This window comes from Pseudomonas sp. WOUb67 (assembly GCF_050058005.1).
GTDB lineage: Bacteria > Pseudomonadota > Gammaproteobacteria > Pseudomonadales > Pseudomonadaceae > Aquipseudomonas > Aquipseudomonas putida_R.
In genome coordinates, this window is the sequence record NZ_CP170112.1 from 826,612 (window position 1) to 842,771 (window position 16,160).

General features: G+C 63.5%; 12 protein-coding genes. 7 read left to right on the forward strand and 5 right to left on the reverse strand.

Annotation, left to right across the window (positions count from 1 at the left end):
- The first annotated feature begins 123 nt into the window (after window positions 1-123).
- From alr to ABOC32_RS03730, 4 genes are all read left to right on the forward strand, one after another.
- Window positions 124-1,197: an alanine racemase gene (gene alr / locus ABOC32_RS03715; protein WP_043203689.1), complete on the forward strand. Its 1,074-nt coding sequence runs from the start codon at window positions 124-126 to the stop codon at window positions 1,195-1,197.
- A gap of 109 nt (window positions 1,198-1,306) precedes the next feature.
- Window positions 1,307-1,855: a cupin domain-containing protein gene (locus ABOC32_RS03720; protein ID WP_016502213.1), complete on the forward strand. Its 549-nt coding sequence runs from the start codon at window positions 1,307-1,309 to the stop codon at window positions 1,853-1,855.
- A gap of 154 nt (window positions 1,856-2,009) precedes the next feature.
- Window positions 2,010-2,414: a c-type cytochrome gene (locus tag ABOC32_RS03725; protein ID WP_033692624.1), complete on the forward strand. Its 405-nt coding sequence runs from the start codon at window positions 2,010-2,012 to the stop codon at window positions 2,412-2,414.
- 226 nt (window positions 2,415-2,640) lie between these two features.
- A complete protein-coding gene (locus tag ABOC32_RS03730; RefSeq protein ID WP_426810160.1) occupies window positions 2,641-4,500 on the forward strand; it encodes an acetyl-CoA hydrolase/transferase C-terminal domain-containing protein in 1,860 nt (619 codons plus the stop codon).
- Window positions 4,501-4,610: 110 nt separating this feature from the next.
- Here ABOC32_RS03730 and ABOC32_RS03735 read toward each other — a convergent pair whose 3' ends face one another.
- Window positions 4,611-5,183: a xanthine phosphoribosyltransferase gene (locus tag ABOC32_RS03735; protein ID WP_003253535.1), complete on the reverse strand. Its 573-nt coding sequence runs from the start codon at window positions 5,181-5,183 to the stop codon at window positions 4,611-4,613.
- 64 nt (window positions 5,184-5,247) lie between these two features.
- A complete protein-coding gene (gene rep, locus ABOC32_RS03740) occupies window positions 5,248-7,257 on the reverse strand; it encodes a DNA helicase Rep (RefSeq protein WP_043203686.1) in 2,010 nt (669 codons plus the stop codon).
- Window positions 7,258-7,560: 303 nt separating this feature from the next.
- Here rep and ABOC32_RS03745 point away from each other — a divergent pair, with 303 nt between their 5' ends.
- Window positions 7,561-9,228 (forward strand): putative bifunctional diguanylate cyclase/phosphodiesterase, encoded by a 1,668-nt coding sequence (locus ABOC32_RS03745; RefSeq protein ID WP_426810161.1) that lies wholly within the window; start codon window positions 7,561-7,563, stop codon window positions 9,226-9,228.
- An 82-nt stretch (window positions 9,229-9,310) separates the two neighbouring features.
- Here the strand turns inward: ABOC32_RS03745 and ABOC32_RS03750 are convergent, their stop codons facing one another.
- Window positions 9,311-10,699: a NorM family multidrug efflux MATE transporter gene (locus tag ABOC32_RS03750; RefSeq protein WP_426810162.1), complete on the reverse strand. Its 1,389-nt coding sequence runs from the start codon at window positions 10,697-10,699 to the stop codon at window positions 9,311-9,313.
- A gap of 158 nt (window positions 10,700-10,857) precedes the next feature.
- On the opposite strand from ABOC32_RS03750, the gene ABOC32_RS03755 reads away from it, so the two are divergent.
- Window positions 10,858-11,784, forward strand: a complete 927-nt coding sequence (locus ABOC32_RS03755; protein ID WP_426810163.1) for a LysR substrate-binding domain-containing protein — start codon at window positions 10,858-10,860, stop codon at window positions 11,782-11,784.
- Between the two features lie 95 nt (window positions 11,785-11,879).
- On the opposite strand, the gene hglS is transcribed toward ABOC32_RS03755, so the two are convergent.
- Both hglS and ABOC32_RS03765 read right to left on the reverse strand, forming a co-directional pair.
- Window positions 11,880-13,274: a 2-oxoadipate dioxygenase/decarboxylase HglS gene (gene hglS, locus ABOC32_RS03760; RefSeq protein ID WP_426810164.1), complete on the reverse strand. Its 1,395-nt coding sequence runs from the start codon at window positions 13,272-13,274 to the stop codon at window positions 11,880-11,882.
- Window positions 13,275-13,501: 227 nt separating this feature from the next.
- Entirely contained in the window at window positions 13,502-14,392 is an 891-nt protein-coding gene (locus ABOC32_RS03765; protein ID WP_426810165.1) for a LysR family transcriptional regulator, read from the reverse strand.
- Between the two features lie 135 nt (window positions 14,393-14,527).
- Between ABOC32_RS03765 and amaB the strand changes: the two genes are divergently transcribed.
- Entirely contained in the window at window positions 14,528-16,018 is a 1,491-nt protein-coding gene (amaB, locus tag ABOC32_RS03770) for an L-piperidine-6-carboxylate dehydrogenase (RefSeq protein WP_426810166.1), read from the forward strand.
- The last annotated feature ends 142 nt before the right edge of the window (window positions 16,019-16,160 follow it).

A 16,160-nucleotide genomic window follows, 5' to 3' on the forward strand; every position in this document is an offset into this window, starting at 1 on the left:
CCGGCAAGCCAGCTCCCACAGGATCTCCACAGTCTTCAGGTCCTGTGGAAGTCCTGTGGGAGCTGGCTTGCCGGCGATGAGGCCAACACCGATTTCAACCCGAACCACCATAAGGCAGCCGCCATGCGTCCCGCCCGCGCCCTGATCGACCTCCAGGCCCTGCGCCACAACTACCGTCTGGCCCGTGAGCTGACCGGTGCCAAAGCCCTCGCCGTAATCAAGGCCGACGCCTATGGCCATGGCGCCGTGCGCTGTGCCCTGGCCCTGGAGGCCGAAGCCAACGGCTTTGCCGTGGCTTGCATCGAAGAGGCGCTGGAGTTGCGCGCTGCGGGTATCAAGGCCCCGGTGCTGTTGCTGGAAGGCTTCTTCGAAGCCAGCGAGCTGGCGCTGATGGCCGAGCACGACCTGTGGTGCGTGGTGCACTCGCTGTGGCAGCTGGAAGCCATCGAGAAAACCCAGCTGCACAAGCCGCTCACCGTCTGGCTGAAGCTGGACAGCGGCATGCACCGCGTCGGCCTGCACCCCAAGGACTACCACGACGCCTACCAGCGCCTGCTGGCCAGCGGCAAGGTTTCGCGCATCGTGCTGATGAGCCACTTTGCCCGCGCCGACGAACTGGATGCCGACGCCACCGCCCAGCAGATCGCCGTTTTCGAAGCCGCCCGCCAGGGCCTGGCCGCCGAATGCAGCCTGCGCAACTCGCCCGGCGTGCTGGGCTGGCCGCAAGCGCCCAGCGACTGGGTACGCCCAGGCCTGATGCTGTACGGTGCCACGCCGTTTGAAGTGCCCCAGGCCCAGGCCGCACGCCTGCAACCGGTGATGACCCTGCAATCGCGGGTAATCAGCGTACGCGAGCTGCCTGCCGGCGAACCGGTGGGCTATGGCGCCAAGTTCGTCAGCCCACGGCCAACCCGTGTGGGCGTGGTCGCCATGGGCTATGCCGACGGCTACCCGCGCCAGGCACCCAACGGCACCCCGGTGCTGGTCGCCGGCCAGCGCACGCAGCTGATCGGCCGGGTCTCGATGGACATGCTCAACATCGACCTGACCGACGTGCCGCAAGCCACCGTCGGCAGCCCGGTCGAATTGTGGGGCAAGCAGGTGCTGGCCAGCGAAGTGGCCGCGCACGCGGGCACCATTCCCTACCAGATCTTCTGCAATCTGAAACGGGTACCTCGGGACTACATCGGCGAATGAAACGCTGAAGCGGACAGGTTGCAGGGCGGTGTGTTGTAAATACTGAACGGCATTGCCATGATATCGTTCACATCCACCCCCTTTACCACCGTTTCAGGAGGCTCCAGCTTTGGACGTCGGCGAACGACTGCAAGTCATCCGCAAGCTTAAGGGCCTGTCCCAGCGTGAACTCGCCAAGCGTGCCGGCGTGACCAACAGCACCATCTCGATGATCGAGAAGAACAGCGTGAGCCCCTCTATCAGCTCGCTGCGCAAGGTGCTGAGCGGCATTCCCATGTCCATGGTCGAGTTCTTTTCGGTCGAGCTGGAACCTGAAAGCCCCGCGCAAATCGTCTACAAGGCCCACGAGCTGATTGATATCTCGGATGGTGCGGTGACCATGAAGCTGGTCGGCAAGTCGCACCCCAACCGCGCCATCGCGTTTCTCACCGAGGTGTATCCGCCAGGTGCCGACACGGGTGCCGAGATGCTTACCCATGACGGCGAGGAAACCGGCATCCTGCTCGAAGGCAGGCTGGAGCTGGTGGTCGGCAACGAGATCTTCATCCTTGAAGAAGGCGACAGCTACTACTTCGAAAGCACGCGTCCGCACCGCTTTCGCAACCCGTTCAATCAGCCTGCGCGCCTGATCAGTGCGGCGACGCCCTCAAACTTTTGATCCAGCGCAGTGCATTGATTCGGCAATACCCCTTTCCTGTGTAGGGTCGTTTCACGGCCTCTGGGTTCCCGCTATACTTTTCAACGCTCGCCGTTCCGTGGCCGCGAGCATGATTAGCCACCATGAGGGTGTTCGCGTGAACCAAATCAAGAAGATGCTGGCCGTACCAGCAGCCGTATTCGCCCTCTGGGCAATGAGCGCAACCGCTGCGACCAATGACGACATTGCCAAACGCCTGGAGCCGGTTGGCCAGGTGTGCGTCCAGGGCCAGGAATGCAAAGGCATGGAAGTGGCTGTTGCAGCGGGGGGCGGGGGGGCCAAGACACCCGATGAGATCATCGCCAAGCACTGCAATGCCTGCCATGGCACAGGGCTGCTGGGTGCGCCTAAAGTGGGCGACACCGCCGCGTGGAAAGAACGTGCCGACCACCAGGGCGGCCTGGATGGCATCCTGGCCAAGGCCATTACCGGCATCAACGCCATGCCGCCCAAAGGCACCTGCGCGGACTGCTCGGATGACGACCTGAAAGGGGCGATCAAGAAAATGTCCGGTCTGTAAGACACAGCTGAATCGCACGAGGCCCGCCGTTGATGGCGGGCCTTGTTTTTGGGTTGCCTGTGCTGGCCCTTTCGCGGGCACGCCCGCTCCCACAAGTCCCCCACAGACCCTGAGGATTGTGGTTATCCTGTGGGAGCGGGCGTGCCCGCGAAAGGGCCGGTACAGGCAACCAACCCGCCAGTGCCATGTCCAACCCCTGAATCCATGGATGTCTCAGGAGGCCCCGATGCACCTCTGCGCCATCGACCATGCTGTCGAGCAGGTCTTGTCCCGGCTGCCCACCCATATCCATATGGGTTTGCCATTGGGCCTGGGCAAGCCCAATGCCTTCGTCAACGCCCTCTACGCCCGGGTGCGCGAACTGCCGGAGCGGCAGCTGACGATCTACACCGCGCTGTCCCTCGGCCGCCCGCCACTGGGTGATGGCTTGCAACGGCGCTTTCTCGAACCCTTCGTCGAGCGCGTCTTCGCCGACTACGAAGAGCTCACCTACCTCGCGGACCTGCGCAACGACAGCCTGCCGCCGAACATCCGTGTCGAGCAGTTCTTCATGCAGCCCGGTAGCCTGCTGCACAGCGAGGCGGCGCAGCAGGACTACATCAGCAGCAACTACAGCCACGCCGCACGCGACATCAATGCCAAGGGGCTGAACCTGGTCGCACAACTGGTCGCTGCCACCCCCGAGAAACCTGTCCACCTGAGCCTGGCCTGCAACCCCGATATCACCCTCGACCTGCTGCCGATGATTGCCAAGCGCCGCGCGGCCGGCGAGACCATCCTCATGCTAGGTCAGGTGCATGCCGAACTGCCCTACATGCCGGGCGATGCGGAGCTGCCCATCGATGCGTTCGACCTGCTGATCGACGAGGCCGAGCAACGCCGCCTGTTCTCCACACCGAACATGCCGGTCGGCACCCAGGACCATTGCATCGGCCTGCACGCCAGCACGCTGGTACGCGACGGCGGTACCCTGCAGATCGGCATCGGGGCCATGGGCGATGCAGTCGCCGCCGCGTTGTTGGCGCGCCAGGGTGACAACGCGGGCTTCCGTGCCTTGCTCGATGAGCTGGATGTCGGCCCTTGGCAGGCGCTGATAGAGCGCGAAGGGGGGCTGGGCACGTTTGCCCAAGGCCTGTATGGCTGCAGCGAGATGTTCGTCAATGGCCTGCTGGTGCTGGCCGAAGCAGGCCTGCTGCGACGCCCGGCCGATGACGAAGGACCCGTGGTGCATGGCGGCTTTTTCCTCGGCCCGCAGGCGTTCTATCAGCGGTTGAGAGAGATGCCACTCGAACAGCGCGCACGTTTTGCCATGACCCGCATCAGCTTCATCAACGAGTTGTACGGGCAGGAAGAACTGAAGCGCCGCCAGCGCCGCGATGCGCGCTTCATCAACACGGCGTTTGGCATGACGTTGCTCGGCGCCGGGGTGGCCGACCAGCTGGAAGACGGCCGTGTGCTCAGCGGTGTGGGCGGGCAGTACAACTTCGTCGCCCAGGGCCATGCGCTGGAGGGCGGGCGCTCGATTCTGCTTTTGCGCAGCTGGCGCGAGGCAGGCGGGGAGGTGACCTCAAACCTGTTTTGGACCTATGGGCATTGCACCATTCCCCGGCACCTGCGCGATATCGTGGTGACCGAGTACGGCATTGCCGATTTGCGTGGGCAGACCGACAGCGAGGTGATTGCGCGGTTGTTGGCGGTGTGTGATTCACGGTTCCAGCAGGGGCTTATCGAGCAGGCCAAAGAGGCCGGCAAGCTGCCCAAGGGTTTTCACCTGGACGCTCGCTTTACCGACAATACGCCGCAGCGGCTGGAGGCGATCAGGGCGCGGCATGCGCGGCTGTTCCCGGAGTATCCGATGGGGACGGACTTTACGGCCGAAGAGCGGGACTTGTTGCGGGCGCTGAACTGGTTGAAAAGCAAGTTCAAGCTGAGCGAGGTGCTTGAGCTGGGCAAGGCAGCGCTGGATGCGCCGGGGCCGGAGGGGTATGAGGGGCACCTGAAGCGGATGCAGCTTGATAGGCCGCAAGGGCTGAAGGAAGAGCTTTATCAGCGGTTGCTGCTGGCGGGGTTGGCGACAACCAAATGAACCCTAGGGTTTATTGGCCCCTGTGGGAGCGGGTTTACCCGCGAATGCTTTAGTGAGCGCACCATCGCATTCGCGGGTGAACCCGCTCCCACAGGGATCGCGTTGCGGCCTTACTCGATGAAGGACACTACACCGCCTTCCAGCGACTTCACCCGGGCCAGCGATTCAACGCGGTAGCCTTGGCTGTCCAGCTCGGCACGGCCGCCCTGGAACGACTTCTCGATCACGATACCCAGGCCGGCCACGGTGGCACCGGCTTGCTTGATGATCGAGATCAGTGCCTGCGACGCCTTGCCGTTGGCCAGGAAGTCGTCGATCACCAGCACGCGGTCGCTGCTGTTGAGGTGGCGCGGCGAGATGGCCACGGTGTTCTCGGTCTGCTTGGTGAAGGAGTACACCGAGGCAGTCAGCAGGTTCTCGGTCAGGGTCAGCGACTGGTGCTTGCGCGCAAAAATCACCGGTACGCCCAGCTTCAGGCCGGTCATCACCGCCGGGGCAATGCCCGAGGCTTCGATGGTGACGATCTTGGTCACGCCGGCATCGGCGAACAGGCGGGCGAATTCGTCACCGATCAGCTGCATCAGCGCCGGATCGATCTGGTGGTTGAGAAACGCGTCGACTTTGAGAACCTGGTCGGAAAGCACGATGCCTTCTTCGCGAATCTTCTGATGCAGTGCTTCCACTTTTTTTTCCTCGATGTAGCAAAGGTGGCCGCAAATAGCGGCAAAGTTTAAGAGTAATGGTTGATCAGCGTTTGAGCATTGCCCGGATATCGGCCAGGGCGTTGTTGCCGCGTGCGGCCTTTACCTCGACCGGTGCATCGTCCAGGCCCTCCCAGGCCAGGTCGTCCGGAGGCAGTTCGTCGAGGAACCGGCTAGGCGTGCAGTCGATGATTTCACCGTACTGCTTGCGCTTGGCAGCGAAGGTGAAAGCCAGGGTCTGGCGCGCGCGGGTAATGCCCACGTAGGCCAGGCGGCGTTCCTCTTCGATGGTGTCGGCCTCGATGCTGGAGCGGTGCGGGAGGATTTCCTCCTCCATGCCCATGATGAACACGTAGGGGAATTCCAGGCCCTTGGAGGCGTGCAGGGTCATCATCTGCACACCTTCGGCGTTCTCTTCTTCTTCCTGCTGACGCTCGAGCATGTCACGCAACACCAGCTTGCCGATGGCGTCCTCGATGGTCATTTCACCCTCTTCGTCCTTCTCGAGGGTGTTTTTCAGCGCTTCGACCAGGAACCAGACGTTGCTGATCCGGAACTCCGCCGCCTTGTCGCTGGCGGTTTGCTGGCGGATCCAGTTCTCGTAGTCGATGTCGCGGATCATCTCGTGCAGCGCGGCAATCGGGTCTTCCAGGGCGACCTTGTGGCGAACCCCGTCCAGCCAGTGCTTGAAGCGCTGCAAGCGCTCGGTGTAGCGGGCGTCCAGGTGCTCGCCCAGGCCCAGTTCCTCGCTGGCGGCGTACATCGAAATGCCGCGCTCGGTGGAATAGTTGCCGAGCTTTTCCAGGGTGGTGGAGCCGATTTCCCGGCGCGGTACGTTGATCACCCGCAGGTAGGCGTTGTCATCGTCCGGGTTCACCAGCAGGCGCAGGTAGGCCATCAGGTCCTTGACCTCCTGGCGGCCGAAGAAGCTGTTGCCGCCCGACAGGCGATACGGCACCTGGTGGTGCTGCAGCTTCAGTTCGATCAGCTTGGCCTGGTAGTTACCGCGGTAGAGGATGGCAAAATCGCTGTACGGGCGATTGGTGCGCAGGTGCAGGGTGAGGATTTCCATGGCCACGCGTTCGGCCTCGGCTTCCTCGTTCTTGCAGCGGATGACGCGGATCTCGTCGCCCACGCCCATCTCGCTCCACAGTTGCTTTTCGAACGCATGCGGGTTGTTGGCGATCAGCACGTTGGCGCAGCGCAGGATGCGGCTGGTGGAGCGGTAGTTCTGCTCGAGCATGACGATTTTCAGGGAGGGGTAGTCCTCCTTGAGCAGCATCAGGTTCTCGGGGCGGGCACCACGCCAGGCGTAGATCGACTGGTCGTCGTCGCCTACCACGGTGAACTGGTTGCGCATGCCGATCAGCATTTTCACCAGCAGGTACTGGCTGGCGTTGGTGTCCTGGTATTCGTCCACCAGCAGGTAGCGCACGCGGTTTTGCCAGCGCTCCAGAACCTCGGGGTGCTCCTGGAACAGCTTTACCGGCTGCAGGATCAGGTCGTCGAAGTCCACCGCGTTGAACGCCTTGAGCGTGCGCTGGTAGTGGGTGTAGACGATGGCGGCGGTCTGCTCGCGCGGGTTGCGCGCCTTTTCCAGGGCCTCGGGCGGCAAGATCAGGTCGTTCTTCCAGGCACCGATCATGTTCTTGATCTCGTCGATGCCGTCGTCGCCGGAGTATTCCTTCTGCATGATGTCCGACAGCAACGCCTTGATGTCGGACTCGTCGAAGATCGAGAAGCCTGGCTTGTAGCCCAGCTTGTCGTGCTCCTTGCGGATGATGTTCAGGCCCAGGTTGTGGAAGGTACACACCGTCAGGCCACGGCCTTCCCCCGGGCGCAGCAGGGTGGCGACCCGCTCCTTCATCTCGCGTGCGGCCTTGTTGGTGAAGGTCATCGCCACGATGTACTGGGCACGGATGCCGCAGTTCTGGATGAGGTGGGCAATCTTGCGCGTGATCACGCTGGTCTTGCCCGAACCTGCACCGGCGAGCACCAAAAGAGGGCCGCCGACGTAGTCACGGGCTTCTTGCTGCCGGGGATTGAGTCGGGACATGCTAGAAACCGGGGGTCGCCAGAAAATAGCCGCGCATTCTAACAGGCATGGGGCCGTTGTGGCGCGACCGTCTGACGTCTGAGTCAGACTTTTGTCTGTCCCATTATTAGTGTGACTAATGCTACTAGAGGAAAAAATCATATTTGCCGGTTCCTCTCGTTTCGAGCAGGATGCACGACAAAATACGTCGGGATGCTACGCCCGCAAATACATGTATAAAAGTGAAAATCATTTTCATTAATGCAGTAGCATACTGGCCATACTGGCAGATATCGTTGCACCGTGAAGTCCTAAGGAGCCCGCTTGTCCACGCCTGTCGAACCTTTGCGTTTGCTGCTGTTGGCTGATGAGCCGCAATGGGCCGCCTTGTTGCACGCATGCATGCCTGCCCTTAACGGCAGTGCCGTGCTGCTGACCGCGCCTGACTGGGACTCGGTCGATAGCCTGTTCAGCCATGACCGCCAGGCCGTGGTGCTGGCAACCCCGGCCTTGCAGCCGGCGCCCGGGCGCTGCGAGCTGCCGACCATCCTGCTGCTCGACCACGAGCCCGAGGTAGCGCCCAGTGCCGTCAGTGACTGGCTGGTACGCGACCTGCTTAATGCCGACACCCTGCGCCGCTCGCTGCGCCATGTGCGCGAGCGCGGGGTGCTGGTGGCCACCTTGCAGCGCCTGGCCGAACAGGACCCACTCACCGGCATCGCCAACCGCCAGGGGTTCCAGGCCTTGCTGACCGCGCGCCTGGCCGAGAACGAAGGCCGCGGCATTGCCTTGGGCCACCTGGACCTGGACAACTTCCGCCACGTCAACGATGCGCTCGGCCACCAGAGCGGCGACCGCCTGATCCTGCAAGTGGTGGCGCGGCTGCAAAACCAGCTCGAAGCAGGCGACCAACTGGCCCGACTGGGCAGCGACGAATTCGCCTTGCTGATCGACACCCGCCGCGACGCCAACCGCGCCGAATGGATTGCCGAGCGTATCGTCGAGGCCCTGGCCGAACCCTACTGGATCGACGGCGAAAGCCTGCTGCTGGGTTGCAGCCTGGGCTTGGCCCATGCCCGCGCGCAGAGCGGTGCCGACCCGCTGATGTGGCATGCGCACATCGCCATGCGCCAGGCCAAGGGTAGCCAGGGCTGTACCTTCCATGTGTTCAATGAACGCATCAATCGCAACGCCCGCAGCCTTGCCGACCTGGAAAGCGAACTGCGCCGTGCGCTGCGCCGTGACGAGCTGGAGCTGCACTATCAGCCGCGGCTCGACCTGGCCGACGGGCGCATTGTCGGCCTGGAGGCGCTGGTGCGCTGGCGCCATGCCGAACGCGGGCTGTTACCGCCCAGCGAGTTCGTGCCCCTGGCCGAGCAAAGCGGCCTGATCGTGCCCTTGGGCTACTGGGTAATTTCCCGCGCCCTGCGCGACATGCAGGCGCTGTGCGAGCGCGGCCTGGAGCCGCTGCACATGGCGGTCAACCTGAGTTTCCGCCAGTTCCAGGATAGCCAGCTGCTGGCTACCCTGAGTCGCCTGATCCTTGAGCATGGTGTGGACGCCCGCTGGCTGGAGTTCGAACTGACCGAAACGGCGGTGATGCGCCGCAACGAGCTGGTGCGCCAGACCATGGACGCCCTCGGCCGCCTGGGCGTGCGCTTCTCGCTCGACGATTTCGGCACCGGGTTTTCTTCGTTCGTGCACCTCAACAGCTTGCCGATCACCTTGCTCAAGGTGGACCGCAGCTTTGTTGCGGGAATGGAAATGCGCGAGGAGAACCGCAAGCTGGTGCACGCCATGATCAACCTGGCGCACAACCTCAACCTTGAAGTGGTGGCCGAGGGGGTGGAGAGCGAAGAGCAGCTGGCGTTGTTGCGCGGGTTTGGCTGTGATCAGGTGCAGGGCTTTTTGGTCAGCAAGCCGCTGCCGGTGGGGGAGTTGATCGATTTTTTGCTGAAGGTGCCTGGCCGTCAGTTGGATGCTGTCCTTTAGGGCCCTTTCGCGGGTAAACCCGCTCCCACAGGGATTGCGCAATCCCTGTGGGAGCGGGTTTACCCGCGAAGAGGCCCTGTAATCATGCCGAAGCAGTAGCCTCAGCACGACCCCCAGCCTTGCCTAACAACCGCTTCATCCGCCATTCAAAGCCAAAGGTCAGCGCCACCGCCGCACAGGCCAGCCCCAGCGCCAGCCCCCACCAGATGCCCACCGCACCGCCGCCCAGGGTAAAGGTGAACAACCAGGCGCTCGGCGCCCCCACCAGCCAGTAGCACACCAGCCCGATCAGGAAGGTGGTCTTGGCATCCTTCAGCCCCCGGATCGAGCCCATGGCAATCGTCTGCATGCCATCGAACAGCTCGAACCACGCCGCCACCATCAACAACTGCACGGCCACCTGGAAGATCGCGGCGAAGGCCGGGTCATTACGGTCGATGAACAGCCCCACCAGCGCTTCGGGCAGCAGCAGGAACAGCGCGGCGAAGGCAAACATGATCATTGCCCCGAACCCGATGCCCACGCGCCCGGCACTGCGTGCCGCCAGCAGGTTGCCGGCGCCGTAGTACAAGCCCACGCGCATGGTCACCGCATAGGACAAGCCCGTCGGCACCATGAACGCCGTGGACACGATCTGCAGGGCGATCTGGTGCGCGGCCAGTTCGGTGCTGCCCAGTACCCCCATGCAAAGCGCAGCAAAGGCGAACAGGCCCACTTCCACCATGTAGGTGCCGCCAATCGGCAGGCCCAACCGCCACAGCTCGCGCAGGGCCGGCAGCGAAGGGCGTGACAGGCCCTTGCGCAGCGGGTAGGCGGCATAGGCCGAATGCCAGCGGATGTACAGCGCCAGGGCGATGGCCATGCCCAGCGATACCACTGCGGTAACAAGGCCGATGCCCATCAGGCCCAGCTTTGGCAGGCCGAACATGCCTTCGATCAACGCCACGTTGAACAGGTAGTTGAGCACCGTGCCGACCACACTGATCACCATCACCGGGGTCGAGCGGCCCAGCGCGCTGGTAAAACCACGCAAGGCCATGAAGGTCAGGTAGCTGGGCAACGCCAGTGGCAGCAGGGTAAGGAATTCGCTGGCAGAGGCGACGTTTTCCGGTTGCTGGCCAAACATCAGCAGAACAGGCTCCAGGTTCCACAGCGCCAGCGCGGCTACCAGTGACAGCCCCCAGGCCAGCCACAGCCCGTTCTGTGCCAGGCGGGTGGCGCCTTCGATGTCGTTGGCGCCCTTGCGGATCGCCACCAGGGTGCCGACCGCAGCGATCACGCCCAGGCAGAAGATCGACACGAACGAGTAGCTTGCCGCACCCAGGCCGCCACCGGCCAGCGCTTGCGGGCTGATGCGGGCCATCATCAGGGTGTCGGTCAGCACCATCAGCATGTGCGCCAACTGCGAGGCGATCAGCGGCCCGGCCAGGCGCAGCAAAGCCTTGAGTTCTGTGGTGGGCGCGACATGCATGGGGGTGGTCCTTTTTCCTGGGGAAAACAACGAAGGGCGATTCTGAGGCTTTGGTCAACTTTGCACAAAAGGATAAAAGCGATCATTGGCATGAGTCTGACTCATGTATATATGCTTTCTGGTGATTCGCTCCACAGTCCCGTAACGGCAGGTGCCTCATGTCCCGTCAGCTCCCCCCGTTGTATGCCCTGCGCGCATTCGAAGCGGCTGCACGGCATTGCTCGTTCACCCGTGCCGGCGAAGAGTTGTCGATTACCCAGAGCGCTGTCAGCCGGCATATCCGCACGCTGGAACAGCATTTTGCCTGCCGGCTGTTCGTGCGCAGTGGCCGCAGCCTGCAACTGACCGAAGCGGCGCGGGTGCTGTTGCCTGGGGTGCGCGAAGGCTTTGCGGCGCTGGAGCGGGCCTGCGATAACTTGCGCGGCGAAGATGACATCCTGCGCATGAAAGCCCCGTCCACCTTGACCATGCGCTGGTTGCTGGCGTGCCTGAGCCGCTTCCGGCACCTGAAACCGGGTAACGAAGTGCAGCTGACCAGCGCCTGGATGGACGTCGACCATGTGGACTTCAACCAGGAGCCGTTCGATTGCGCGGTATTGCTCAGCGACGGTGTTTTCCCGGCGGAGTGGGAGGTGCGCAAGCTGTTTCCGGAGTTGCTGATCCCGGTCGGTGCGCCAGACCTGCTCGACGAAGAGCCCTGGGATGTATGCCGGCTGGCCTCTATCGAACTGCTGCACCCCACGGTGGACAAGCGTGACTGGCGGGAATGGCTGGAGCGCATGGGGCTTGGCGACAAGGTGTCGCTCAAGGGCGGGCAGGTGTTCGACACCCTGGAGCTGGGCATGATTGCCGCTGCGCGTGGGTACGGGATTTCCATGGGCGATTTGCTGATGGTGGCCGAAGATGTGGCGCAGGGGCGGTTGAGCCTGCCCTGGCCGACGGCAGTGCCCAGCGGGATGGACTACTACCTGGTATGGCCACGTACCCGGCCGGGTGGCGAGCGGTTACGGCGCTTGAGTGATTTTCTGGCAGACGAGGTGGCAGCGATGGATTTGCCGGATGTGGAAATCCTGCCGCCTCTCTGATCGCCTGTGCCGGCCCTTTCGCGGGCTAGCCCGCTCCCACAGGTATTGCGCAGTACCTGTGGGAGCGGGTTCACCCGCGAAGAGGCCGGAATGCCTTACATCGCCCCCAGGTTCAACGCTTGTGCACAGGCCTGCAGCGACCGCCGCTCGCTTTGCGCATACAGGGCCAGCTCATCCTGCACCTGCAGCCCCAGCGCCGCTTCGAACGCATCGCGGTTGGCATTGCTGCCATATTCGGCCTGCGCATCGTCGCCCAGGTTGGACTGGAAGATCCCCGCCGCACTTACCGGCAGGAAGTCCTCGTACACCAGCGCCTCGAAATGCACATGGCCAGCGTCGATCAGCCCTTGCAGGGTAGTCGGGCGGCCTTCCTGGTCACGCGCGGCCAGGCCTTTCTCGGTGGCAAAGTAGCGGAAGTACGCCAGGCCCTGCTCACGCATCTGCGCCAGGTCATCCGGGAATTCGGCAAAGGTATCGTTGAGCAAGGCCATGTAGCGCTCGGCATTGGCTTCGGCCGGTGCGCCACCCAGGGCGGCGCGGGTGGCATCGAGCAGCTTGTCGTACAGCTGGCGGCCTTTCGGCGTCAGGGCCGCGCCACGTTGCTCGATTTCGCCAAAGCGCGCGGTGTGGCTGCCTTCGCTACCTTGCTGGTCGCTGAACGCGACCTTTTCCTGCAAGGCCTTGAAGCTGGTCTGGCGCAGCAGGATCGGGTGGCGGCGGGTGGGCGGGCCTTCGACCACGGCTTTCGGCGGGATGCCCTTGGCCGGCATGCCCAGCTGGATCGCATCGATGTCCAGGGTGCGCGGGGTCAAGTGGTTGATGTGCGGGCCCTTGAAGGCCACCACATCGGCAATCAGGCGGTGCTGATCGTGCAGTTGCTGGTACTGCTCGGCGGTGACGGTCGCGTCGTGGTGCCAGCGGAAGGTGTGCAGCGCTTCCTGCACGAACGCTTCGGCATCTGCAGCGTTCAGGCCGCCATCACGCTCGCACTGGGCGATGAGTTCGAGGGCGCGGGAGGTGAAGATCTGGCGCTTGGCCAGGATGCTCTGGGCCAGCTCACGCAGCTGCGGGTTGTCGATCAGCTCCAGGCGCAGCAGCGAGGTGAACACACGGAACGGGCTGACGTGCAGCGACTGCTCGTGCACCGCGCGGAACGCGGTGGAGTGCACCGGCACGCCGGCAGAGCTGAGGTCGTAGTAGCCGACCGGCTGCATGCCCATGACGGCGAACAGGCGGGCGATGGTGGCCAGCTCTTCGGCGGTGCCCACGCGGATGGCGCCGTGGCGCTCGTGGTCCAGGCGCTCGATTTCGCCGGTCCAGCGCAGGGCCTCGGCAACCTGGGGCTGCTGGGCCATGACCTGCTGGTTGATTTCGCTCACCAGCTCCAGCAACGTGCCGTACAGCGGCACTTCCTGTTTGTACATGAGCGACATGGCGGCAGAGAACTGCGCGCGAATGCTGTCTGGGCTGACGAAATCGTGGGCGGGCATCGCTAGCTTCCTGGTTGGGTTCGGACGCTTACATGAAAGCTGGGAATGCACTTGGCTCACAAGCGAAAAAAAGTGAGTGTGTCATTCCTTTTTTGATCGACCTCCAGGGCCATTGGGGCTGCGTTGCAGCCCATTCGCGGCACAAGGCCGCTCCTACAGGGGACCGCGTTGCTTTGTGTAGGAGCGGCCTTGTGCCGCGAATGGGTCGCAAAGCGGCCCCGGCAATCTCAAGCCTGAAGCTGCTCGTGAATCCACTCCACCAACGCCCGCACCTTGGGCACCTCCGCCGCATGCTCGGCATACGCCAGGTAATGCGCCCCCGCGCTGCGCATCGCATGGTTCCAAGGCACCACCAAACTCCCCTCGGCCAGCTCCTTCGCCGCCAGGTACCGCGGCACCAGCGCCACCCCGCACCCGGCCTGCGCTGCGCTCAACGCCATATAGAACGTATCGAAGCGCGGCCCGTGGTACGCGCTGACACTCTGCAAGCCCAGCTCCAGGAACCACTCATGCCAGGCCTCTGGCCGTGACGTGCTTTGCAGCAGCACCAGGTCGGCCAGGTCTGCAGCATCGCCCAGCGTGCGCCCGGCCAGCAGCTCCGGGGCACACACCGGCACTACTTCCTCACGGAACAGCTCCACGCAGGTGGCCCCCGGCCAGGTGCCCTGGCCATAGAAGAACACCACGTCCGCCGAGCCCTGCAGCAGGGCGAACGGCTCCATCTCGTTGCGGATGTCCAGGTGGATGTTGGTGTGGCGCTTGCCAAAACCCTTGAGATGCGGGATCAACCAGCGCACGCCAAAACTCGGTTGAGTGGCTACCTTCAATATCTCGGTCTGCTCGCCGTAGGTGAGCACGTAGCGGCTGGACATATCCACCTGGGTGAGGATCTTGTTGACCTCGGCCAGGTACAGGCTGCCGGCTGGCGTCAGTTGCAGGCGGCGGCGGATGCGCAGGAACAGGTGGTGGCGCAGCATGTCTTCAAGCTGCGCCACCTGCTTGCTGACGGCGCTCTGGGTCAGGTGCAGTTCTTCGGCGGCACGGGTAAAGCTCAAATGGCGGGCTGCAGCTTCAAAGCACTGCAGGGCGGTCATGGAAGGCACCAGGCGTTTGGACATAGCGGTCTCTGCGGCTCAAATCATTACCTGACGGAATGATATGCGGAATAAAGGTCGTTTGTTGTACCTATGTGATCGGATTAATACTGATCCACATCATTTTTCCACCCCATCACCGATGTAGGAGATGCACAAATGGTTGCTGGATTGCTCGAGCGCCTTGGCGTTGCCGCCGAGGCTTACACCCAGGGCGACTACCCTGTTCACACGCCGATCGACGGCAGCCAGATCGCCTCGGTGAAATTGCTCGGCAAGGCCGAGACCATCGCCCGCATCGATCAGGCCCAGAGCGCCTTCGACGCCTGGCGCACCATGCCGGCCCCGCGCCGTGGCGAACTGGTGCGCCTGTTCGGCGAAGTGCTGCGTGAGCACAAGGCCGACCTAGGCGAGCTGGTCTCGATCGAAGCCGGCAAGATTACCCAGGAAGGCCTGGGCGAAGTGCAGGAAATGATCGACATCTGCGACTTCGCCGTTGGCCTGTCGCGCCAGCTGTACGGCCTGACCATCGCCTCCGAGCGCCCGGGCCACCACATGCGTGAAACCTGGCACCCGCTGGGCGTGGTTGGCGTGATCAGCGCCTTCAACTTCCCGGTTGCTGTGTGGGCCTGGAACACCGCCCTGGCCCTGGTGGCCGGTAACTCGGTGGTGTGGAAACCGTCTGAAAAGACCCCGCTGACCGCCCTGGCCTGCCAGGCGCTGTTCGAAAAAGCCCTGAAAGCCTTCGGCGACGCCCCGGCTGGCCTGGCACAACTGGTGATCGGCGGCCGTGAAGCGGGCGAAGCCATGGTCGATGACCCGCGCGTACCGCTGGTCAGCGCTACCGGCAGCACCCGCATGGGCCGTGAAGTGGGCCCACGTGTGGCTGCCCGCTTCGGCCGCAGCATCCTCGAACTGGGCGGCAACAACGCCATGATCCTGGCGCCGAGCGCCGACCTGGACCTGGCCGTGCGCGGCATCCTGTTCTCGGCTGTCGGCACCGCCGGCCAGCGTTGCACCACCCTGCGCCGCCTGATCGTGCACCGCTCGATCAAGGACGAAGTGGTTGCCCGCGTCAAAGCCGCCTACGGCAAAGTGCGCATCGGCGACCCGCGCAAGGACAACCTGGTAGGCCCGCTGATCGACAAGCTGTCGTTCGACGCCATGCAGGGCGCGCTGGCCAAGGCCCGCGACGAAGGTGGCCAGGTGTTTGGTGGCGAGCGTCAGCTGGCCGACCAGTACCCGAACGCCTACTACGTGTCGCCTGCCATTGCCGAAATGCCGGCGCAGAGCGACGTGGTGCGCCACGAAACCTTCGCCCCGATCCTGTACGTGCTGGCCTACGACGACTTCGAAGAGGCCCTGCGCCTGAACAACGAAGTGCCACAAGGCCTGTCGTCGTGCATCTTCACCACCGACATCCGTGAAGCCGAGCGCTTCCAGAGTGCTTCGGGCAGCGACTGCGGTATCGCCAACGTCAACATCGGCACCAGCGGCGCCGAAATCGGCGGTGCGTTTGGTGGTGAGAAGGAAACCGGCGGTGGTCGTGAGTCGGGTTCGGATGCCTGGAAAGGCTACATGCGTCGCCAGACCAACACCGTGAACTACTCGCGCGAGCTGCCGCTGGCGCAGGGTATCGTGTTCGACTGATGTATTGATGCTGCATGGCCGGGGGCCTGGCCCCCGGTTCGCGGCACAAGGCCGCTCCTACACAGGCATCGCGATCGCCTGTAGGAGCGGCCTTGTGCCGCGAATGGGCTGCAAAGCAGCCCCAACAAGAACAAATTGCTGG